The sequence below is a fragment of the Paenibacillus sp. VTT E-133280 genome (genome assembly GCF_002264385.1).
Lineage (GTDB): Bacteria > Bacillota > Bacilli > Paenibacillales > Paenibacillaceae > Paenibacillus_AQ > Paenibacillus_AQ nitricinens.
The window spans coordinates 35,594-59,365 of the sequence record NZ_NFUX01000047.1; the positions used below are offsets into that span (position 1 = coordinate 35,594).

General features: G+C 45.6%; 17 protein-coding genes. 6 read left to right on the forward strand and 11 right to left on the reverse strand.

Annotation, left to right across the window (positions count from 1 at the left end; genetic code table 11):
• Positions 1-447: 447 nt before the first annotated feature.
• A complete protein-coding gene (locus CA600_RS19600) occupies positions 448-5,001 on the forward strand; it encodes an endo-1,4-beta-xylanase (RefSeq protein ID WP_094872229.1) in 4,554 nt (1,517 codons plus the stop codon).
• 379 nt (positions 5,002-5,380) lie between these two features.
• Here the strand turns inward: CA600_RS19600 and CA600_RS19605 are convergent, their stop codons facing one another.
• The 3 genes from CA600_RS19605 to CA600_RS19615 form a co-directional block, all read right to left on the reverse strand.
• Entirely contained in the window at positions 5,381-7,747 is a 2,367-nt protein-coding gene (locus CA600_RS19605) for an MMPL family transporter (protein ID WP_094872230.1), read from the reverse strand.
• 29 nt (positions 7,748-7,776) lie between these two features.
• Entirely contained in the window at positions 7,777-8,394 is a 618-nt protein-coding gene (locus tag CA600_RS19610) for a TetR/AcrR family transcriptional regulator (protein ID WP_094872232.1), read from the reverse strand.
• 257 nt (positions 8,395-8,651) lie between these two features.
• Positions 8,652-10,094 (reverse strand): DHA2 family efflux MFS transporter permease subunit, encoded by a 1,443-nt coding sequence (locus CA600_RS19615; protein ID WP_256989924.1) that lies wholly within the window; start codon positions 10,092-10,094, stop codon positions 8,652-8,654.
• A 294-nt stretch (positions 10,095-10,388) separates the two neighbouring features.
• Here CA600_RS19615 and CA600_RS19620 point away from each other — a divergent pair, with 294 nt between their 5' ends.
• Positions 10,389-10,970 (forward strand): TetR/AcrR family transcriptional regulator, encoded by a 582-nt coding sequence (locus tag CA600_RS19620; RefSeq protein WP_094872235.1) that lies wholly within the window; start codon positions 10,389-10,391, stop codon positions 10,968-10,970.
• Positions 10,971-11,038: 68 nt separating this feature from the next.
• Here the strand turns inward: CA600_RS19620 and CA600_RS19625 are convergent, their stop codons facing one another.
• Genes CA600_RS19625 through CA600_RS19635 form a run of 3 tightly spaced genes read right to left on the reverse strand, consistent with a single transcriptional unit; the run spans position 11,039 to position 14,063 of the window.
• Complete coding sequence (locus CA600_RS19625) at positions 11,039-12,304, reverse strand: ABC transporter substrate-binding protein (RefSeq protein WP_256989922.1); 1,266 nt, start codon at positions 12,302-12,304, stop codon at positions 11,039-11,041.
• A gap of 38 nt (positions 12,305-12,342) precedes the next feature.
• Positions 12,343-13,182 (reverse strand): carbohydrate ABC transporter permease, encoded by an 840-nt coding sequence (locus CA600_RS19630; RefSeq protein WP_094872238.1) that lies wholly within the window; start codon positions 13,180-13,182, stop codon positions 12,343-12,345.
• Positions 13,182-14,063, reverse strand: a complete 882-nt coding sequence (locus CA600_RS19635; RefSeq protein WP_094872239.1) for a carbohydrate ABC transporter permease — start codon at positions 14,061-14,063, stop codon at positions 13,182-13,184. Before CA600_RS19635 ends, CA600_RS19630 begins: the two co-directional genes overlap by 1 nt.
• Positions 14,064-14,369: 306 nt before the next feature.
• Between CA600_RS19635 and CA600_RS19640 the strand changes: the two genes are divergently transcribed.
• Both CA600_RS19640 and CA600_RS19645 read left to right on the forward strand, forming a co-directional pair.
• Positions 14,370-14,837: a VOC family protein gene (locus CA600_RS19640; RefSeq protein ID WP_094872241.1), complete on the forward strand. Its 468-nt coding sequence runs from the start codon at positions 14,370-14,372 to the stop codon at positions 14,835-14,837.
• A 2-nt stretch (positions 14,838-14,839) separates the two neighbouring features.
• The gene (locus tag CA600_RS19645) at positions 14,840-15,538 is read left to right on the forward strand and encodes an SDR family oxidoreductase (protein ID WP_094872242.1); all 699 of its coding nucleotides are present in this window, start codon (positions 14,840-14,842) and stop codon (positions 15,536-15,538) included.
• 190 nt (positions 15,539-15,728) lie between these two features.
• Here the strand turns inward: CA600_RS19645 and CA600_RS19650 are convergent, their stop codons facing one another.
• From CA600_RS19650 to CA600_RS19665, 4 genes are all read right to left on the reverse strand, one after another.
• Positions 15,729-16,736, reverse strand: a complete 1,008-nt coding sequence (locus CA600_RS19650; protein ID WP_094872244.1) for a FecCD family ABC transporter permease — start codon at positions 16,734-16,736, stop codon at positions 15,729-15,731.
• A complete protein-coding gene (locus CA600_RS19655; RefSeq protein WP_094872246.1) occupies positions 16,733-17,740 on the reverse strand; it encodes a FecCD family ABC transporter permease in 1,008 nt (335 codons plus the stop codon). The genes CA600_RS19650 and CA600_RS19655 overlap by 4 nt, the downstream gene beginning before the upstream one ends.
• A gap of 5 nt (positions 17,741-17,745) precedes the next feature.
• Entirely contained in the window at positions 17,746-18,693 is a 948-nt protein-coding gene (locus CA600_RS19660; RefSeq protein WP_094872247.1) for an iron-hydroxamate ABC transporter substrate-binding protein, read from the reverse strand.
• Positions 18,694-18,869: 176 nt separating this feature from the next.
• A complete protein-coding gene (locus CA600_RS19665; RefSeq protein WP_094872249.1) occupies positions 18,870-20,522 on the reverse strand; it encodes a helix-turn-helix domain-containing protein in 1,653 nt (550 codons plus the stop codon).
• 228 nt (positions 20,523-20,750) lie between these two features.
• On the opposite strand from CA600_RS19665, the gene CA600_RS19670 reads away from it, so the two are divergent.
• Together CA600_RS19670 and CA600_RS19675 are read left to right on the forward strand one after the other, a co-directional pair.
• Positions 20,751-21,584, forward strand: a complete 834-nt coding sequence (locus tag CA600_RS19670) for a metallophosphoesterase family protein (RefSeq protein ID WP_094872250.1) — start codon at positions 20,751-20,753, stop codon at positions 21,582-21,584.
• A 188-nt stretch (positions 21,585-21,772) separates the two neighbouring features.
• Entirely contained in the window at positions 21,773-22,933 is a 1,161-nt protein-coding gene (locus CA600_RS19675) for a serine hydrolase domain-containing protein (protein WP_094872252.1), read from the forward strand.
• A 102-nt stretch (positions 22,934-23,035) separates the two neighbouring features.
• Here CA600_RS19675 and CA600_RS19680 read toward each other — a convergent pair.
• A partial coding sequence (locus CA600_RS19680) for a DUF4097 family beta strand repeat-containing protein (RefSeq protein ID WP_094872253.1) occupies positions 23,036-23,772 on the reverse strand: 737 nt, incomplete at its 5' end.

Here is a 23,772-nt window from a genome sequence, read left to right on the forward strand (position 1 = left end):
ACATAACTGCGTGTTTTATACAAGTATGGTATATCAGTTCGTCGAATCAGTAGACTTCAGGACCTATCTTCAAACTTACGATTCAACTTGAAGCAAGTTTCAAAATATGGAGCTTAGTATGCGCATATCTAAAAAAAGATCATTCGTAATCGTCCATATTGTGAAATCTTTTTAATGAATAATATTGGATTACCTATGAAGAAGTCTTATTACATGGGAAGACATAGGGAATTCCTAGATCTTGCGTGTGTTTTCCTATGATTATGGGGGGTAACACCTTTAGTATTAGTATAGTTGTCAATTGCGTCCGAGATGTAAAATGGTGTAAGCACACATGTAAGCGGTTACAAATGGAGGTGGATCTCTAATATCAATTTTTAAGGGCAGCTTCTAGAGGGTTTAGGTAATTAATCACTTTGAAAAATAACTTGAGGAGGAATGCGACAAATGAATAGAATGTTTAGACAAGTCATCTCGATTTTACTCGCAGCTGTTTTGCTTATTCCATCAGGTTGGTTAGCTCCGATTACGAAAGCTACGGCGCAGGATACGACAACGTCATCAGATACGGTAACGGTATATCACGAAACCTTTGTGAACGGCAAAGGTGTTGCAGGTCAATCAGGTGGTGCTAGTCTCACCCCTGTCACCGGTAAGGTTTTTGACGGAAATGCTGACGGTGCTGCTTTATATGTTGGCAATAGAAAAAATAACTACGACGCAGCTGATTTCAAGTTTAGCGACATGGGCTTAGAGAACGGTAAAACCTACTTGGTGTCCGCATCTGTTTATGTTGACGCTGATGTGGTTGTACCTACTGGTGCACAAGCTTATCTTCAAACTGTAAATAGTTATGGTCTTTTGGCAAGCGTGAATTATGAAGCTGGAAAAGCGATCACTCTGACGAAAGAACTCACTGTGGACACGAGTAAAGATACGACGCTGCGAATTCAATCCAATGAGATTGGTGAGGCCGTGCCGTTTTACATTGGGGATATCCTCATCACGGCAAAAAAAGCAGTCACAGAAACGGATAAAGAAGTTTATCACGAAACTTTTGCAAGTGGTAAGGGTTTAGCCACACAATCAGGCAGTGCTGCTCTAACACCTGTAACAGGTAAGGTTTTTGCTGGTAATGCTGATGGTGCCGCATTATATGTTAACAATAGAACAAATGACTGGGATGCGGCTGATTTTACATTTAGCGACATAGGCCTGGAAAATGGTAAAACCTACACGGTGACCGCAACAGTATACGTTGATCCTGATGTGACTGTTCCTAGCGGTGCACAAGCTTATATACAAGCAATAGGCAGTTATGCCCTTTTGGCAAATGTGGATTATGTAACAGGCAAAGCGATCACCTTGACTGGCAAATTCACTGTGGATACGAACAAAGATACGAAAATTCGTGTTCAATCCAACGATGTCGGGAAAACAGTTCCGTTCTATATCGGCGATGTGTTGGTTACAGAAAAGGTGACAGCAGAGCCGACACCATCACCAACGCCAGAAATACCTAGAGATCCAGCTTTACCTTTTACTACAATTACTTTTGAGGATCAAACGACAGGTGGCTTTGAAGGCAGAGCAGGTACTGAAACACTTACAGTTACCAAAGAAGCGAATCATACGAATGATGGTTCATACGCTTTGAAGGTAGAAGGAAGAACAGGTACTTGGCATGGACCATCATTACGTGTGGAGAAATATGTGGACAAAGGCTACGAGTATAAAGTTTCGTTCTGGGTTAAGTTGATCGATCCCGCAAGCTCGCAGCTCCAGTTGTCTACTCAGATTGGCAATGGAAGCAGTGCCAATTATGTTTCGCTCGCACCTAAAACCATCAGTGCAAGTGATGGCTGGGTTCAGTTCGAGGGAACATACCGCTATAACAATGTAAGCAGTGAGTATTTGACCCTTTATGTGGAAAGCTCCAGCAACAGCACCGCATCCTTCTACATTGACGATATCAGCTTTGAAAAAACAGGATCGGGCCCGGTTGGCATTCAAAAAGATCTAATTCCGATTAAAGATGCTTATGCAAATGATTTTTTGATTGGAAACGCAATATCGGCGGAGGATTTGGCAGGTGTCAGACTTGAACTTCTAAAAATGCATCATAATGTCGCTACGGCAGGAAATGCCATGAAGCCGGATGCGTTGCAGCCTACGAAGGGGAACTTCACGTTCACCGGTGCAGATGCGCTTGTAGATAAAGTGCTGGCGGAGGGAATGCAGATGCATGGACATGTCCTGGTGTGGCATCAGCAATCACCTGCATGGATGAATACAACAACAGATGCAGAAAACAACACGATCCCTTTGGGGCGCGATGAAGCGCTCGGAAATTTGAGAACCCATATCAAAAATGTTATGGAGCATTTTGGCGATAAGGTGATCTCCTGGGATGTTGTTAATGAGGCGATGAGCGATAATCCATCTAACCCAACGGATTGGAAAACTGCACTGCGATCCGCCCCATGGAAAAGTGCTATTGGAGCAGATTACGTAGAGCAGGCATTCCTGGCAGCAAGAGAAATATTAGACGCGAATCCTGATTGGGATATTAAACTCTATTACAATGATTATAACGAAGATAATCAGAATAAAGCACAAGCCATCTACAGTATGGTCAAAGAAATCAATGATAGGTATGCGCTGACTCACCCTGGTAAACTGCTAATCGACGGTGTCGGCATGCAGGCGCACTATAGTATCAATACGAACCCTGAGAATGTGAAGCTTTCCTTGGAAAAGTTCATTTCCTTGGGAGTCGAAGTAAGCATCACCGAGCTGGACATTCAGGCGGGAAGCAACTATCAGCTTTCGGAGAAGCTTGCTAATGCACAGGGTTATCTGTATGCGCAGTTGCTAGAAGTCTTCAGAGCTCACAGGGACCATATCACACGTGTTACCTTCTGGGGAATGGATGATAACACAAGTTGGAGAGCTTCCTCCAATCCGCTCCTGTTTGATAAGAATCTGCAAGCTAAACCAGCTTACTATGGCGTTATCGATCCTGATACCTTCATTGAAGAGCATGAGCCTGAATCGGTGGAAGCTAATCATTCTACTGTCAAATTCGCAACACCTGTCATAGACGGAACAGTTGACGAGATCTGGAGCCAAACCGCTGAAATCCCGATCAACCGTTATCAAACAGCTTGGCAGGGAGCGAGTGGAGTGGCCAAAGCGCTCTGGGATGATGAAAATCTATATGTCCTGATTCAAGTTAGCGATACGCAGCTTGATAAGAGCAGTGTGAATGCATATGAACAGGATTCGGTTGAAATCTTCTTGGACAAAAACAACGGGAAAACAACCTTCTACCAAGAAGATGATGGACAGTACAGAATTAACTTTGATAATGAGACTTCATTTAATCCTTTAAGTATCGCAGCTGGCTTCGAATCGGCAACTCACATTTCCGGAACAAACTATACGGTTGAAGTGAAGATTCCACTTCAAGGCATAACTCCGGATGATGATACAAAGCTTGGTTTCGATGTACAAATCAATGATGCAAAAGACGGCTCACGTCAAAGTGTTGCGGCTTGGAATGATACGACAGGTACTGGATATATGGACACATCTGTGTATGGTGTGCTTACCCTCAAGGGTAAATCTGCGGGTTCGGAACCAACACCAACACCAACACCAACACCGACACCAACACCAACACCGACGAGCCCAACAGATCCAACAGATCCGACGGAACCATCAGCAACTCCGACTCCTGTTCCTACAGCAACACCAGCGCCAACCAATGAACCAACTGGTAGTAGCAACATTGGCAGTGCAGTAACAACTCCACAGCTTGCAGCTATTGCATACAAAGATGGTGTTGTTACGATTACACCGCAGGTCAAATCTGAAAACGGGCGTGCCATAGGAACAATCTCCAGCGACAATTTGAAAAAAGCGCTTGACCAAGCTAGTCCAGCAGCTAACGGCAAGAAACAAATCGTAATCGAAGTGCCAAAGCAAACGGATGCGAAATTGTATGATATACAATTGCCTACCCAAAGCTTGATGGGGAAAGAAAACTATGAGCTATTGCTTAAGACGGAAAATGCTACAATCCGAATTCCAAGCAATATGCTGTCCAACGTAACTGATAGTGCTGAGCAAGTAACTATACGTATAAGTACGGTTTCAACGGACAGCTTGAATGCATACAATCGCAATTTGATCGGCAACCGTCCGGTTATTGATCTAAGTGTTGTATCAGGCGATAAAGTCATTCCATGGAATAACCCTAACGCTCCTGTCACGGTATCCATTCCGTATACACCGACAGCGGAGGAACTAAGTAATCCGGATTTAATCGTTGTTTGGTACATCGATGATAAAGGCAACGTAGCTCCGGTTCCGAATGGTCGATATGATGCTGCCACCCAAACGGTTGTATTTCAAACGACCCACTTCAGCATTTATGCAGTAACCTTTGTAAATAAAAACTTCGGAGATCTGCAGAGCGTAACTTGGGCAAAACAAGCCATAGATGTTATGGCAGCTCGCAATGTCATCCAAGGAACGAGCATGAATAATTTCTCACCTGCAGATTCTATAAAGCGGGCAGATTTCATTGCTCTTCTTGTCAGAGTGCTTGAACTGAAGGGAACGGGCAATAGTTCAGCGATGTTCAGCGATGTTCAAAAGACAGACTATTATTATGATGAACTAGTTATCGCGAAGGAACTGGGAATTGCCACAGGCTTTGAAGATGATACATTCCGACCATACAGTGAAATCTCTCGTCAAGATATGATGGTGCTGACCGCACGGGCACTGGCGGTATCCGGCAAGCAAGTCAAGGCGAGCGGCGCTTTAATTGCTTATCTCGATGAAGCAAGTATCTCCAGCTACGCGAAAGACAGTGCATCCTTGTTGATCAAATTCGGGATTGTGAACGGTAAGAATGGTAGAATTTCGCCTAACGACACGCTTACCCGTGCTGAAGCAGGAGTGATCTTGTACCGCATCTGGAAGCTGTAAGCTCAGCTTAGAAAGAAGACGCCCTTATAATTTGGTAGCAAGAAATATCAAAAAAACGTAAACGACACAAAACAGCGATTCTCCCATCCTTGGAGAATCGCTGTTCTTGTATATGTATAGGACAAGGGATATGGCTATGCCAGAAAGGAGGCAACGAGAATCTGTGGAAAGTACAACAATATGTGCTCCGTAAGCTATAAATTTATACTAACAGAAACCAACTCACCCGATAGGTTAATTTGTTCGTCGATCAATATAGAGAAGATTTCAGACACAGGCAGAACCATAAAGACGTAAAAAGTAAAGCAGACCCTGCAGGTAGTTCGCAGGGTCATGCTCTTCAAAATTTTGGGGAGACTGTCTAAAGGCTTTCCACTTCTTATTTCTTACCTTCTCCCTTGGCATTGAGCATGGCAATTAGCTTATCACCCTCGACATCGAGGTTCGGAAGCAAACGGTCTAGCCATTTCGGAAGCCACCAGGCTTTGTCGCCGAAGACGGCCATTACCGCCGGAACGAGCGTCATTCGGATGATGAAAGCATCGATCAGGATGCCGAAAGCCAGCGCAAATCCGATCTGCTTGATCATCGCATCAGGTGCGAAGATGAAGCCAGCGAAGACGGAAACCATGATTACGCCTGCGGCAAGTACGACGCGGCTGGCGAGATCGTAACCGTGAACGACACTGTCGTTGCCATGACGTCCATGGACGTAAGCCTCACGCATGGAGCTGACGAGGAATACCTGATAATCCATCGCCAGTCCGTACAGAATGCCGGTGACCAGAATTGGCATAAAGCTGAGCAGTGGGCCTCCTGTGTCAAAACCAAACAGAGAGTGCAGCCATCCCCACTGGTAGACGGCCGTGGTTAGGCCAAAAGTAGCGAGGACGCTGAGAATAAAGCCTATCGTCGCCTTGATCGGAACGATGACTGACCGGAAAACGAGTAATAGAATAATTAGTGATAGGATTACGATGATGCCAATATACAAGGGAAACGCGTCGGATAGCTTGGAAGACATATCGATATTAATCGCAGTGAAACCGGTCACGCCAAGCGTTACATCATTTGCTGATGCGAGGCTGGAAGTGGGATTGCGCAGATCCTGCACCAAATCTCTCGTTTTTGTATCTGTAGGGCCTGTTTTAGGAATCAGACTGATAATAGCAATATCTCCGGTCGCATTGACGCCCATTGGGGACACTAGCGTGACGTTATCATGCATTTGCAGCTCTTGAACCAGCTTGCCAAGTGTCTGCATTGAAATCTTGTCGGACGGGTTGTTTGGCTGGGCCACAAGGAGTAGCGGACCGTTGAACCCTTCGCCGAAGCCCTTGGAGATGATGTCATAGCTCTGGCGTGCTGGAGTGTCCAGATTTGCTGAAGCGCCAGACGGAATACCTAACTCCATTTTGGTGACTGGAATCGCCGCTGTGCCAAGAACCAAGACCACTAGAACAATGATAGCCCAGCGGTATTTTACCGTAGCGTTCGCCCAGCGGTGTGAGAACCCGTGGCGGGCTTTGCCCGCGGAAGCTACGTTCTTTGAACGTGCCTTGACGGTGCAGATCCGTTCGCCTACCAGACCCAGCAGTGCAGGCAGCAGGGTAAGCGCCAACAGAACAGTGATCAGAACGCTGACAGCAGCAACGAGAGCCATGGTTGACAAGAAGCCGATGCCGATGACCAACATGCCGCAAAGGGCGATGATGACGGTCAGTCCGGCGAAGAATACTGCACTGCCTGCGGTGCCGACCGCTCGGCTTGCTGCTTCCTTGGCACTTAAATTCTCATCGAGAATTAACCGCCGCTGCCGGTTCACGATAAATAAAGAGTAGTCGATACCGACAGCCAGACCGATCATGACTGCGAGAATGGGTGTAATGTCATTCATGTGCACAATATTCGAAAGAGCAAAAGCACCGCCGACGCTAATCGCGACGCCAAGGAGCGCGGTAATCAGCGGCAGTCCGGCTGCAACAATCGAACCGAGTGTAATAAACAGCACAACTGCTGCGACGGCTACGCCGATCGCTTCCGTAGATCCGATGGACGGTGTGCTTTTGAGCGAATCACTCGGAATGGCTGTGATCCCGGAGCCTGCCTGCTCCACCTCGGTTACAGCCTTAATAACGTCATCTGGTACAGAAGAGGGGAGAGATGTCTGCTGAACCGTGAACTGGAATTGGAACAGGGCGATGCTGCCGTCGGCGGACAGCATGACGCCGGGAACCGGAGCACCATCAAGGATTAGTGGCCCGTAAGGAGCGGCCTGAGCTGCAGCAGTAGCTTGACCCGCAGCGTCTGTCTGACCCGCCGCCGAAGGGTCAGAAGTGGCAGTCTGGCCACCAGCAGCTGCAGATGGGTCTGCTCCTGCAGCTTGACCCGCAGCCGCCGCGGCTTGCGCGGCCAGTTCAGCAGGATTGATGATATAATCCATGCTGTAGACATCATTTATAGCCTTCAGAATCACTGCTGATCTCTCCGGCGTATCTAGCCGTTCTCCATCAGGCGCGGTGAAGGCAACGCTCGCCTGACCGCCAGCAGCCGCTGGAAGCTCCTTGACCAGCATATCCAGTACTTTTTGCGATTCAGTGCCTTCAATTTTCATTTCCGAGCTGGACTGGATACCATTGACACCAAGCAATGCGCCTATAACACCAAGAATCAGAATCCAGACCGTAAGAAAATACCAGGGCTTGGTATATGCAGATTTACCCAATCGGTACAGAAATGTAGACATATTATGGTTTTCTCCTTTGTATCTCTAAATTAGAAACCTTTTCGTAAATAAGTGAACATTGAATTTAGATATTGGTCGAACGATATGGCATCGGAGTGTTCATCCTGCGCTTCACCTGGTAGCATGACATTCAGACGTCCATCCAGAATCGGCACGAACGCTCCGTAAACGGCACCAGCGAGAAGATGTGTATATCCGTCGGCATAGCGCCCATGAGTGAACTGTTCGAGCACTTCCTGCGCGGCAATCTGCAGGCGGCGGAATACGCTGAGGATATAAGGCTCCAGTGACTGATATTGATTAGCCAGCGATACGAATTGCCGCAATTGATACAGAAACTCGGAAGTGAACTGCAGCTTGAACAATTTATACAGAGCATCCAGCGGTGTTGCATCTGGTGGCAGGTCCTCGAATAGCTTGCTCTGACCCTCTCTTGAAGAGTTGCTGATAAAATATGCGGCTACCGCCTCCTCTTTGCATGAGAAGTAGTTGGCAAAGGTCCGCCGGGAGTAGCCGGCTTTCTGGACAACGTCGTCGACGATGAAGCCGTCCATCCCTAGTTCAAGCGCAAGCTCGAAGGCAGATTTGGCTAAGGCATAGGCAGTAGCTTCTTTTTTTTTGTCGCGCAGCGTCTGTTTGGGGTTCAAATTCTATGCGATCTCCTTTCTTAAGTACAGAGGATATTCTGTGCTCTATTTTCTATTTTTATATTATTGCCCAAAGGGCAAAATTGCGCAATGGGCAATTTTTAAGAAACGAGTGGAGGTTATATTCAGGATACAGGATAGTGAACCGTCCGAGGTTGTAAGCAGGGTAGTTGTCAGACTAAAAAGAGATCAGCAATGATTAACATTGCTGATCTCTTTTGCAATTTACTTTAAATAGTGCTATTTGCTTTTATATATTAAGCTTCTTTGGCGATGATCTTTTTGAGCTTCACTTCGGGTTCTTGCTCAAGATCAGGCGCTTGCCCAACACGTTTAATGAAGAAAGAGAGCAGCAGGCCGAGAATGCCGATACCAACAATGACTAGATAGGAATCATTGATACCTTGGATGGAAGCCTCCATAATCATATGTTCCTGTGTTCCGTTTTGTGTGCTACCGGAGGCTAGCATATCCTTCATATGCGTTGTGGTACGACTCGTCATTACGGTGACGAGTAGGGAAGTCCCCACGGCGCCAGCCACTTGTCGAATGGTATTCGAGATCGCTGTACCGTGCGCACTAAGCTTGGAAGGCAATTGATTTAGACCTAAAGTTTGGATAGGCATCAGGAGCAGAGCCATCCCGATCCGGCGTCCTGTTGACATATAGACCAGATACATATAACTGGTTGAGTCCGTTAAGTTCACAAAGCTTAGCGTAGTTGCAATTGTAATGAGTAGACCGATGATGGCAAGCCATTTTGCCCCGAACCGGTCGAACAGCTTCCCGGTTATCGGCATTAGTAAACCCATAATGAGTGCACCAGGAAGCAGCAGCAAGCCGGATTCCATCGCTGTAAAGCCACGGGCATTCTGCAGATACAGAGGCAACAGCATCATATCTGCATACATCACGATGGTAACTGCGATACTGATGACAGTCGTTAAGGAAAACATACTGTATTTGAAGGCTCGAAGATCAAGCAGCGGGTTCTGGGAAGCTAGCTGTTTCCAAGTAAACAAGCCAAGGGAAAGGACACCCAGGCCCAGAGACAACAGCACTTCCGCGCTTGACCAGCCTGCGCTTGCAGCGCGGCTGAAGCCATACAGCAAGGTTCCAAAACCAATCGTAGAAAGAATTACGCTAACAATATCCAACTTGGGAAAGATGCGCTCCGATACATTTTTTAAATAAATAAATCCGCAGATAATTACAATAACGGTCAAAGGAATCATGCCATAGAACATAGTTTCCCAAGAATAATGCTCCAAAATATATCCGGCTAGAGTAGGTCCAATGGCAGGCGCAAAAATAATGGCTAACCCTACCATCCCCATGGCCGCCCCTCTCTTTTCCGGAGGGAACAGGGTCAAGATGACATTCGTGAGCAGTGGCATGATAATCCCGGCACCAGCTGCCTGAATCATACGACCGGTCAGCAGAATAGGGAAGTTAGTTGCGAGAGCCGAAACGATCGTTCCAGCCAAAAATATAAACATGGATGCTTGAAAAAGCTCTCGCGTCGTAAACCGTTGCATCAAATATGCTGTAATTGGGATCAGAACCCCATTAATCAGCATATAGCCTGTTGTGAGCCACTGAGCGGTAGCAGCCGTGATATTAAAATCATGCATTAACTCCGGAACGGCAACGCTCATTACCGTTTGATTCAGTGTTGCAAGAAAGGCGCCCAAAATCATAATGAATAAGATGGGTCCCTTTTTTACGGAACTGCTTGTTACTTCTGTCTTTGTACTCACTCCACTCCATCCTTTCAAATCGTCGATCATGGACTAAATTTACAGTGTGTTGTATAGTTTACAATGCATGAATTAGATTATAAATGAAATTTTCATGTAATCAAGCAACGATTTGCGAAAAAATGTAAAATAGTTTACATTTATTTTAAATTTGTAGTGTTTTCTCATGAAAAAACAACAATTTATTAAAAAATGTAGTTTACGATATGAATGTAAAAGATTGGAGAGAGTAGGATGAATAACACATCGCAACGTACAGATCCACGGGTACTTCGTACACGTCAATTGCTTAGAGATGCTGTGATTGAATTGCTTGAGGAAATGGATATTGAGAAAATATCAGTAAACCGTATTGCAGAGCGGGCTAAAATCAATCGGGTTACTTTTTATCTGCATTACCGGGACCTGCCGGATATGTTAGAAAAGATGGCGGATGAAATGGTGGAGGACATTCTACAAGTAGTGAACAACGAAGATAATGATCACGAATCGGTTGAAGAAGAGAATTTAAGAATACTTGAGAGTCTGCTAAAGCATATTGCGGAAAATGCAAAATTCTACAAAGTTATACTCACATCGAAACGGAGCCCGATTTTTACTGATCGACTGTTTGACTTGATGGCGGAAATCATTTCTGCACACCAGGAGAAAAAGGAGGGTGCGGCTGATCATTCCAAGATGCCCATACAGAAGGACATTGCCGTTTGGTACGGTTCTGCAGCCTTAATTGGCACGGTTATTTCTTGGCTTCGAGATGACATGCCCTATACGCCAGTGTATCTTGCCAGACAAATAAGTATGCTGCGTGCTAACTAGTCAAATGAATACGATCAAAGGAAAAGCCGCGCATCATTGCGCGGCTTTTGATGTGCAGAGCGGGTTACTCACTGCACACTGAGATTATCCCAGTTGACTTGAAATTCCTTCAGCATGCCTTCTTTCGTCAGCTTTCCACCGAGATAGCCTTGAATGCTGCTGGATAATTCCTGTGGCATCCCGTTCGGCAGACGGGTCCAGTTCCAGGTAAGTGCTTGATCCTTATCGGTATAGGCTAACACTTCGGCGCCCAGCGCTCCAAGATCTTCTTCGGTGCCCTTAATGCTGTCGAGCGCAGGGATGAACTGGAATTCCTTAGTGATATACTTTTTCCCAGTCTCGGAGGTGACCAGCCAATCCAGGAAGACCTTGGCTTCCTGCTTAACGGGGGAGTTTTTATTGATCACCCAATTACTTGGCACGCCTACATACAGCTTGTCGTTGTCTTCGGGGGTGTCATCAATGGGCATCGGCAGGATACCCAAATTTAGATTAGGATCGATACCATCGATCTGTCCTTGCGTCCAGTTGCCCTGCTGCATCATTGCGGCTTCTCCGCTCGCTAGCATAGTGACTTGGGTATTATAGTCTGTCGAGAGAGGGTTCTTATTGCCGTACTCTACAGTAAGGTCGAGTAGATCGATCCACTTGGAGAAAATAGGGTCTCCGGCGAAGGTTTTGGAGCCGTCTGTAAGTCCGGCGATGAATGCCTCCGGATCAGGCTGCTGGGCGAAAGGTACGTTCACATTATGATTGCCAAGCACGAACCATTCCTGGTAGCCATTCGCAAAAGGTGTGATGCCAGCCGCCTTCAACTTCTCTGAGGTTTCGCGCAGAGCGGTTAGCGTCAATGGCTTCTCGGTGATGCCGGCCTTTTTAAATAGGTCCTTATTATAGATGAAGCCGTATCCTTCCAGATTCATCGGCATGCCATAGAGCTTGCCATCGATGGTCATTTGTTCTGCTGCAAGTGGCTTTACATCCTTGACCCAAGCTTCGCCGCTCAGGTCCTCCAGATATTCCAGCCACATATCACGTTCATTGTTGCCGCCGATGGTGAAGATATCCGGTTCATCTCCAGATGAGAACTTGGCGCGTAGGGAGGCGCCGTAATCGGTCCCGCCACCGACGCTTTGGACCTCCAGCTTAATATTGGGGTGTTCCTTCTCAAATTCAGTCTTAAGCGAAGCGAGCGCTTCAGATATTTCAACCTTGAACTGGTAGATATGCACGGTTTTAACTCCATTCGCATTGTCGCTGTTATCTCCGCAGCCGGCTGTCAGGGCAGCCAGCAGCAGGGAGCATGCGAGGAGAATTCCACGTTTGGTTCTCATATTCATTCATCCTCTCTGGCTGAAAATAACATGTATCGTTAGCCCTTTACGGAGCCTTGGGCAATGCCTTCAATAATATATTTTTGCATCGCTAGGAAAAAAATGACCACAGGCGTAATCCCGAGCACAAGTCCCGGAAGCGCCAAATCCCACTGTTTCGTATATTGTCCGAAGAAGCTATAAGTGGCGATGGGAATGGTGCGAAGCACCGGGTCCTGCAGAATAAGCGAAGGCATTAAGTAATCGTTCCAGATCCACAGGGTATTTAGAATAATGACAGTGACAATAATCGGCTGCATGAGCGGAAGCACAATCCGGAAAAAGGTACCATAAGGACTGTTGCCATCTACTCTCGAAGCCTCCTCAATATCAAGAGGTACCGATTTGACGAAGCCATGGAACAGAAATACAGTCATAGGGGCGCCAAATCCAAGGTACGCTAAAATCAAACCTGCGGTTGAATCCATGACGCCCAGACCGCTAACGACTTGCACCAGCGGGATCATGATCGCCTGAAATGGAATAACCATAGCGGCCACTAAGGCAATATAAAGCATGCGGTTATATAAGCTGTTATTGCGGACCATTTTGTAAGCGCACATAGAGCAGAGGAACGCTAGCAGAATATTACTAATCACCGTGATAATAAAAGAGTTTAGGAAGGCACGAGGAAAATTAATGGCTTTCCAAGCTTCGGCGTAGTTGCTCCACTGGAATACGGAGGGCAGCGCAGCGGAATCCGAAAGAATCTCACTATAGCTTTTAACCGAGTTAGCTAGCAGAAAGTAAAACGGTACTAGGAATAGAAGGCCCAGCAGGATCACAATCACTTCGACGAGAAGCAGGGGCACATTGAATTTCTTGGCGGTAGTCTCCATTACAGCTCCACCTCTCTTTTCTTAGTTGCTCTAACCTGTAGCAGGGAGATCAAGGCCACAATGACGAAGAAAATCATCGCTTTCGCTGAGCCCATCCCGAATCGGCTAATAGTGTAGGCCTCATTGTAAATATTCAACGCTACAGATTCGGTAGCTTTGAAGGGACCACCCTTGGTCAGCGACAGGTTAAGGTCGAACAGCTTAAACGACCAGGAGATAGAAAGGAACAGACAAACGGTTACAGCAGGCATAACCAGCGGGATGATGACATGGCGTAGAGCCTGAAAGCGTCCGGCGCCATCCACTTTTGAGGCTTCAAGCAGGCTTTTGGGAACGTTGTTGATTGCAGAAATGTAGATGACCATTAGGTACCCTGCATTTTGCCAGACAAATACGATCACTATCGCCCAGAAGGCTGTCCCTCCGGTGCCCAGCCACGGAAGATTAAAGAAGGACCAGCCCGTAGCCTGTCCAATCGAGGAGAATCCTCTTACAAAAATAAACTGCCAAATGAACCCGAGCAAAAGTCCACCAATGACATGAGGGACAAAAAATACCGTTCTCAGGACATTACGCGTGAACAGCTTACGGGTCAGTACATAAGCGAGTGCGAAGCCGAGCAGATTGGTCAGCACCAGGCCAAATAAAGTGAACTTCGCTGTGAACCAGAATGAATGAAGAAAGGAAGGGTCCTTCGTGAATATATGTAGATAGTTCCGGAGTCCGGCCCACTCCACATGACGCGAGATTCCGTTCCAGCTGGTAAATGAATAATAGAGTCCTAAAAAGAAAGGAATCAGCACAATCATAAAGAAAAACAAGGAAGTCGGCCCGACAAAAATAAACTGCTGCATCAGGCGTGATCTTTTTCTATGGTCCATCGTTCCTCACCCCTTTTTGTTAATGTAAACTTTTCATTCTATAACCGGATTGGTGATTAAGCGAAACAAAAAGTAATATCACGCACAAAGTAATCTTAACCAGTTACGGTATCGTAGAGGCAAAAATGCCCTTGATAGCGCTGAAAGTGGTCGATTTGGAGAAAAGAGAGGCAAAAATGCCACTGATAGCGCCGAAAGTGGTTGGGCTTTATTTTCACTGGCTCGGAGCGATTTCTTTTCGGGCTTGACAGCCCTTTCAAAGAATCGGTATGGTGGACTTGTCAGACTAATAGGAGGTTGATACGCATGTCAGGATGGCTAGGCAATCATTTTGTTACGCAGATTGGAATATTAGTGAATGATGTTGAAAAGGTAAGTACGGCATATGCCGAGTTTTTTGGACTCAAAAAGCCGGAAATTATCGTTACAGATACAGAAGATGTTGCACAGACACGGCATAATGGCGTGGCGACGCAGGCGCGGGCTAAGCTGGCTTTTTTTGATATGGGCTCTTTGCAGCTGGAATTGATTGAACCGGATCATGAGCCGAGTACGTGGCGCGATTACTTGAATGAGCATGGTGAGGGACCTCATCATATTGCTTTTGTGGTTGAAGGAATGAAAGAAAAGATAATGCTGCTAGAAGGCAAAGGCTTCCCACTTCAGCAAAAGGGTGAGTATACCGGTGGGCGTTATGCTTATATGGACACTTTCAAGGAGTTAAAGGTGATTGTGGAGCTGCTAGAGAACGATAAGGATAACGGGGAGGAGTAATTATGAATATTATTATTACCGGTGCAGGACGTGGACTAGGTTATGAGCTGGCGGCTGAAGCGCTGAAGCGTGGTCATGGAGTTATTGCCGGGGTTCGCCGTCCCGCTCAGGAACAAACAGCGTTATCCCAGCTTGCTGAAACCTATGGAGATAAGCTTACCATCGCTGCGCTGGACGTGACGGACGAGACGGGAATCGCGGCACTTGCTGCGAGTCTACAAGAACAAGGACGCTCGCTCGGTGCCATTATTAATAATGCGGCGGTGCTCAGCGCCCGGGATACATCGATTGAAGTATTGGATTTCCAAGATATGCTCACAACGATGGATATTAATCTGTATGGACCAATGCGAGTGGTTAAGCATTTCTTGCCGTTACTCACGGAACCCGAATGCTCGATCATCAATATATCGTCGGAAGCAGGAAGTATAACGAATGCTTACCCGAACGACTATCCTTATGGCATTTCCAAAACGGCGCTCAATATGTTCTCACAGCAGCTGCATGTGTATGTAAAAGAACGCGGGATTCAAGTGCTCAGCGTGCATCCCGGCTGGATGCAAACGGATATGGGCGGGGCAGAGGCACCAACAAATCCTAATCATAGTGCCGAGGGAATCCTAGACCTGATCGAGAAGCGAACTACACGGGAAGGTCATTTCATGTTTGTAGATTATACGGGTAAGGATATGAAGATTTAGCTGATTAGATACCGCTCTTCTCGGTTGAAATCTGATGACAAAGACGGTCGCTAGCGCTCCTGCAGTTCCAAACTTCCCCTCCGATCCTTCTCGCTATTCGTTATAATCTTTTATTCAGCCTATATAAATAGGAGTGGCAGTAGAAAGAACCTCGGTAAATGTGCCGAGGTTTTTTTGTCTAAACAAATGCTTATTTCTTAAGCAATAAATAAGCGAAATAAGGTACGCCGATTAGCGACACCATGATTCCTGCCGGAATACCGTCAGGATCGACGAGATTGCGGCCAACGGTGTCCGCGATCAGAAGTAGCCAGCCGCCCAACAACACAGCGACGGGAATAAACATCTGATTACGCGGGCCGACTAGCGATTTCGCAATATGTGGAGCCATCAGTCCGATGAAGGCGATCCCACCTGTGACAGAAACTGCGGAGGCTGAAGCTGCAACTGCCGTGAGAATCAGAACGATACGTTCACGTTCGAGATTCAGCCCGACACCAATGGCAGATACTTCACTTAGGCTGAGCAGGTTGAGTCGCTGCGATTTGTACAGGGTAAAGGGAACTAGTAAGATCAACCAAGGCAGTAAAGCCCAGATGAATGGCCAATCTGTACCCCATATATTCCCTGCGATCCATTTAGCAATAAAATCTACCTTGGCACGATCCGCGGAGGAAATGATCACGATCATAACGCCAGACAGCGCTAGGGAGAACCCTACCCCAACAAGCACTAACCGAACAGGGTCAAGCCCCTTAGTCCGACTATATGAAAAAAGATAGATTAACGCTGCCGTAAGTAATGCCCCTATGAAAGCAACCAGCGGTAGCGCATAAATGAATGATCCGGCGCTAACCGGGAAAAAGAGAAAGAAAGCAGCGACTGCCACACCTGCACCGGAGTTGATACCAATAATACCGGGGTCGGCTAGATCGTTTCGTGTAACGCTTTGCAGAATGGAACCGGATAACGCCAAGGCCATGCCTGCCAGCAATGTAATCAGAATCCGCGGCAATCTTACAGAGAATAATACAAAGTCCTCTTTAAAGGTTCCATGCCCGAATAGAACCGGAAGCAGTCTGTCAAAAGATAGAGAAGAATATCCGATTCCCATGCTGACGATTGCTGTCAGCAGAATCAATCCGCTGCATACACATAGGATAATACGTTGCTTTCGTACGGGAGCAGAGGAAATCATGAGAGTGTTTTACCTCCTTTCCGAACAACAAACAAGAAGAAAGGTAGCCCAAGCATAGCTACTACGGCGACCACTGGCGTCTCATAAGGTGCATGGATTGTCCGTCCAATTGTATCCGCGAGAAGCATGAACGATGCACCTGTAAAGATCGAGATCGGCAATATATACCGGTAATCGGTACCGACAATCTTACGGACAATATGCGGAATCATCAGCCCCACAAAAGCCATATCCCCAATTAGAGCGACCGATGCTCCAGTCAGCAGAATAATAAGAGTGAATAGAATCCCTTTAACCAAAGCTAGGTTTTGGCCTAAACCGATGGCTACCTCGTCACTTAAGCTAAGAATGGTTAACTGGTTTGAAAAAATTAATGCGACCACAATGCCGATGAGGATCACAGGTGCGATAGCCTGAAGCTGGCCCCAGGTTGTGCCAATCAATCCACCCGCTGTCCACATGGATACATCCTTGGATATTTTGAAGGCAATGCTTACGCCACTTGCGATAGCATACAGAAAGGCAGATACCGCTGCACCGGCTAGTACGATTCGAATCGGAGAGAAGCCACCTTGGCGAACAGAACCGAGAACAAGCACTAGCACGGCTCCTAGGGCAGCGCCAAAGAAACAAGCGATCATGGTACCAAAATAATTCAGTCCCGGCAGAAATACAAACGTAAGAGCCAGCGCCATATTCGCGCCCGAGGTCAGACCGAGCAGGCCTGGGTCGGCTAATGGATTGCGTGTAACCCCCTGCATGATAGCACCGGATACGGCAAAGGCCGCACCGATCAGCATGGCGGCGAGTTCGCGAGGCAGCCGGATCTCACGCAGAATAAGGACATTGTCTGCTTTTGAATTTGAGGTGATGGCGAGCCACAGATCATTGAAAGTGGTTTCTTTAGCCCCGAATAGCATAGCAATCACGAGGCATATAACCATTACCAGCACGCTACCAAGCAGCTTATATAAAAATGAAATGGAAGTTTGCTTCGTAGTCATTATCTTTATTTTCCAAGAAATTGTTGTTCAAAGAATTCCAACTGGTACTCAAGGCTAAGTGGATCGTTAAAATAGAATGCTTTTGCATCAGCTTCGTAGACATGATTATTTTTGACAGCAGGGATGCTCTTGTAGATTTCTGTATTCTGGAAGGAATTGTCCTCATCCGCATTTTTACTGAAAATAACGTAATCGCCCAGATAATCCTTCAGCACTTCTGTCGAGACAGCAAAGAATCCATCTGTTTTGGTGCTTTCCTTTACTGTTTCTGGCATGCCAAGCTTGAAGTCCCCATAGAGGAGTTCAGTTCCGCGGCCAAAGTTATACCCGTATACATACAATTGCTTATTAAAGGTCTCAATAACAGAGACAGTGGCATTATCACCGATCTTCGCTCTGATTTCTTCACCCGCTTTTTTGGTACGGGCACTAAAATCATCGACCCAAGCCTGAGCTTCTTTTTCTTTATTTACCAATTTGCCGACTTCCAGCTGTTGGGTTAAGTAATCCACTTTATTATAAGTATAAGTAACGGTCGGTGCGATTTGCTTGAATTTATCGATATTCTTAATATCGGAGAGCCCGATGATCAGATCCGGCTGCAGTTCAATGATTTTCTCCAGGCTTTCATCGCTAACCGCTTCTACGTCTTTTAGCTGTTCTTCAAAGCGTGGATTGGTTTTGGACATTTCGTCTACACCTACAACAGGTACACCAAGTGCCATGACATTCCCTGTTAAAAAACGGGTGAGTACAACGACACGCTGAGGATGTGTTGGAACCTCAACAGGTCCGTCTTCGGATTGATAAGTAAAAGTCGCACTTTCTGACTCCGCAGCAGGAGTAGAAGATGGGCTGTTTGTAGGACTAGCATCATTCTTCGCCTGATTTCCCCCACAAGCACTGAGTGCAATCCCCATAATAAGTACAAACGGAATAAATATCTTTCTCATTAAATCATTCTCCCCTTTTTTTGTATGGCAGTGTTACTTTGAACAATTCAAACCGTGTAAATCAATCTTCAGCCTATGCTTTAGAGTGATTATGAGAATCATTCGCATTTGTAATCATTATAGGGATCCCTTATGTGCCTAACCATGCCTTTTTGTTGGAAAAAAGACTTGGACTATTATTTGCCTCCGAATAAAGCTACAGCACGTCCTAGTTGTAAGCGAATCGAAGCGGGGTTATAAGGAACCCAATCATCCAGATCAAGTAAATGGACTTTCTTCTGCTGCACTGCGGAAAGCTGGCTCCAATAAGGGGATTGAAAGATCGCTTCAGTGTGCGCGGTAGAGCCTTTGGCATCGGGAAATACAATGACTAAAATTCGGTCTCCTGCATAATCTGCAAGATCTGAAACTTCAATCGAAATTGAATGGAACTGGTCTCCAAGTCTTTTAATCTCGTTGTCAATCAAGGTCGGAGCTCTAAGTCCAAGGGATTGGTATATCACATAGCCTACATTTCTTGCCCCGTAAACGAGTAGCTCGTCCGGTTTAATGATCAGAAGGGTCACAATTTCGTTAGCGATCGCACCTTGCTGTATCACGGCACGAGCTTCTAGTTCTTCTAGTTCAAAGGCATCTAGCCACTGCTCAGCCCGATTACTCCGCTGAATGGCTCGGCCAATTAGGCGGAGCTGATCTTTCCAGCCGATTTCGTTCCAAGAGACTTCCATAATAGGGGCTACTGCCCGTAGCTGCCCAGCATTCAATCCGTATTCTTCCAAATGCTCTTTGGCCGCAATAATCAGTTCAACGTTGGCATCAAGTAAAAGCGATCGGATCTGTTCAGCCGAGCTATTTGTGTTGATAAACTTCATCGACTGAGGTGGCTCCTGATCCGAAAGATTCAAATATTCACTACTTTCAGAGATGGTAACCGCAGGTTCTAAGCCAAGTAACAGTAAATGGCTTGCATAAGGGGTGAGCATTACGGCAATTCGCTGGAAAGAGCTTCCGCTGTAACCAGATGGAGATGCGCCTGTCTGCAGCTTAAAACGACGGCTGAGATAAAATTCATCCTTGTAGCCTACCTTTAGCGCAATTTCCCTAAGTGTACCTGAACCGTTAAGCAAAAGCTCCTTGGCACTATGGACCCGTAGCCGCGACAAGTATTCGCTCTGGCTAAAGCCTGTCACCTGCTTGAACAGCGTTGAATAATGCGAGCTGCTTACACCCGCAATGGCGGCTAAGTGCTCACGTGTTATTTTTTCGCTAAAGTGATTCTCCAGGTAAGAAATGCTCCGTTCCATCGATGGCTGCTCGTTGACTGTATATCTGGCTTCCTGCTGTTCAAGCAATTGTAGAATAATCTGATGAAAGAGCATTTGATTCTGTACATGACGTGTTTCTCGATCTGGCAGTCGGTGAAGATACAACTCCTTGACACTGGATACAATGGTAGGCTCATAAGGAAACAACAGCATATTTGAACTCGAAGCTATTTCGCTTTTTCGTACCATCGTACTGCCAGGTATAGCCTGAGTCTGCTCTTGAATCCAGATGGTGAGCTTATAGGCATGAAGCGGCTGCTGGAGATTTGTAATTAAAGAGGCATGAGTATTAGCGGGGAGAAGGATTACACTTCCTTCCGTAAGCTCATAAGTTAGATTATTGACTTCAAGGCTTCCTTTACCAGCGGCAACGGCCAGTAATACGGTTAGATTCTCATGAATCTGAACTCTTGGTAGATTTGAGGTCCCATACATCGATTGAATGCTGCCAGCGCTATATAAAGGAAAATGAGATTCGGCCCATTCCGGGATAACGTTATTCAAAATAAGGCCTCCGTTACTTGAATATATTTTGAAACTATAATGCTAAAGATTGAACTGTATTATTGACGTCTGTGGAATTCATTATAACATCTTACCTTTTTAGATAAGCCTGTTAATTATCTGCTCTATATATTCTTTTTAAAGGATACGTCTGTCCAAGAGAAAGCACATTGGATCGAATATACATACTACCAGGAATTCTTCATCCATTTTAAAGAGGTGATTAAGATGAAAAAGCAGATAGCCTCCACTAAGAAGCGAAGGCTTCTTGCCAGTCCTAAGCCCAAACGTAATCTGAATCTTAAAGCAAAAGCCCAGACTATTAATTTCGCGGTTATTGGGGATAGCCATGTGGGATATGGGAATAGCGCAAGCATTTTTAGAAATCTTCTGCCAAAGGCTGTGGGGAGCGGGAATAAGAGGTTTGTTATTTTTGGAGGAGATAACACGCAAGCGGGAGCGAATCATGGAAATAATGCAAATGCCTATTACAAGGACTTCAAGGATACAGTTACTAGCACGCTCGGAAGCATCCCCTATAAAGCATCGATTGGAAATTGGGAGGCAAGTACCCAGTCCTTATTCACACAATATTTAGGGGCTGTTGAAGGACAAATGAATTTCCCTGGGACACAGGGCAAAGTGAAGTACGTATGGCTCAATTGTGCGCTTGGAAAATTTTCGCCGGCCAGTATAAATCTATTAAAGAATTTAGATGACCAGCATTACTACATTATTGATTTTCATTGGCCTTTAAAAGTGAGCGGGATCACGGTCGATCCTAGCCATGTATTAAGCGCGGCGGAGACTGCTAAGTTTTTTACGTCTATTCCTGTAAAGGTGAGAGATAAAGTACTGGCTATTTTTACACATCATGGGCATTTGTTTTACCGAAAGCTTACTAATATATATCCAGGGTATACAAATACAAAATTCTTTGTGTGCGGATGTTCGGGTGATTATAAATGTAAGCCGAGTGGTGATCGCGGTTATTACAACGCCACACTAACCATCAATGGGACGGCATTAAATGTCGATGCTTTTAAGTTAGCGGTCTCTTAGTGAAGAAGTGGATGCGGTTAAAATAAAACGCTAATTTTCGGGATAAACCCGAGATTAGCGTTTTCTTTTATTAAGAATAGCCCATTAACCATGGAGTCACAGGTAAATAGTGAGTAAGCAGGATTATTTAATATATTTGTATAATAGTTTATATATGTATTGAATAAATTTGTTTAGGGGGGCTATCCATGAAAGAACTATTATTTCATTCTTTAGAACAAGCAGGTGTGTCGGCTTACGGTGTAGAGCGCATACGTATAGCAGCTGCACAAATGGTTGAACACAACATCACACCGGCACAAGTTATTGTTGCTGCAAGAAAGGGTACGCTACTGGTCCATCAAGCGAACGGGAAATTCGGTCCGGAGCCAGGCGCAGCGGAATTAACTGTAGATGCTATTTATCCGCTGTGTTCTATAACAAAACTGTTTACGGCAACCGCTATAATGATGTTAATGGAACAAGGGAAGATTGGTCTAAACAGACCTGTTTCCGATTACCTCCCCGAATTTACAGGTGAAGGCAAAACTAAGGTATGCGTACATCACTTATTGACACATACCTCTGGCCTGGAGGGTGAGGTGATTTGGCAGAACGGACAGTTGAAAAAGGAACAAGGAGAATACCCTCCACACGAACCTAATCAAGATCCAGATCAGCATAAGTACTTATATGGCGGTTATGATGCACCGCTTAGTAACGAACCTGGTACGGTGATGTCTTATTGCGGATATGGTTATGAGCTGTTGGGTGAAATCATCCGGCGCGTTAGCGGACAGGCTTATGATGTATTCGTAAAGGAAACCATTTTTAAACCGCTTGGTATGGAAAATACATATTATCGTGTACCCATGGACGTGCTGGACAAAGTAGTAAGACGTGCACCAGAAGCGGCGTGCGCGGAATGGGTAGACAGCGAGTATAATTTGAATTCCGTATCTGCGGGGGGCGGCGCGTACTCCACGGCTATGGATTTGGCTGTCTTTGGCCAGATGTTTCTTAACGGTGGGATATATAACGGAGTACGATTTCTTAGTCCGGTTACCGTAAAAGAAATGACCCGCAACCAAATTCCAGGCGTATCCTCACAATATAGAGACGAGGTTTTTCCAGAAGCGTATTGGGGGTACGGATGGGCGATTAACGGCTCGAAGCGTGATGGTGGAGATTTGTTCTCTCCAGAAGCCTATTCACACTGGGGCGCGGCAGGTCCTTTCCTTTGCGTTGATCCGATTTATCAGACGGTGACCGTTCATTTATCCGTAGAGTTGGATCACCAGAAGCCATTTAAAAATATGTATGTTGATTACTTCAACAATACTGTTCTGGCAGCCATCACTGATCTTTAATCGAATTTGGTTACCATTCTAAAAAAAGCCTGAGGGAACCTATTTAATAGGTTCCCTCAGGCTTTTTTCCTATTCCAACTCATGTTAATGAAGAGATTATCCTTAATCAACAAATGTAAGATCTATATCTCCATTATTAGTGCTGACCTCTAATTTCTTATCTCCACCACTTTTACTTTCCGGAAGATTATTTTTCCCTTTGGATGCTTTGCTTGTAATGTCAAAGACATCATATGACCCAATCACGGTTCCAGTGATGTCCCCATTTTTTGCTTTCATTTTCAAAGTATCCCCGACCGCAACTTTTGTTACCTCTAAATCGCCATTTGAAAGGGTTGCATCGATGGAACCTTTTACGCTCACTCCGGACAACAACGCATGGTCATTTTTGGTCTCGATATTCAGATCCTTATCCATCTCTACATTGCTAAAATCAATTTTTCCATCGGAAGTTTTTGCATGGACGGAACCGGCTATGTTTAGTTCTGAAACGACAATATCACCTTTGGATGTGTTTAATGTAATATCGCTGGCAGTATGATTGGGTATAGCTATTTTTATATCACGATGTGTTTTGTCTGAGTCCAGACCGATATAGTCTTTCCACTGTTTATTGGATACAGCTTCCATGACTAATTTTTTATCGTCGGTAACATTTAGTTCATACGATTCCTTATTGTTTTCGAAATAATCGATATGAATCTCATTGTCAGTGGATTGGACCAGTTCAATCTTACGGTTTGTGGTGGAGAGTGAAATTTGGTTAACCTTACCTGCATCTACGGAATAGCTTTTTTGTTCGTATGGGGTAGAATTTCCTTGCTTGTCAGCACTAGAAT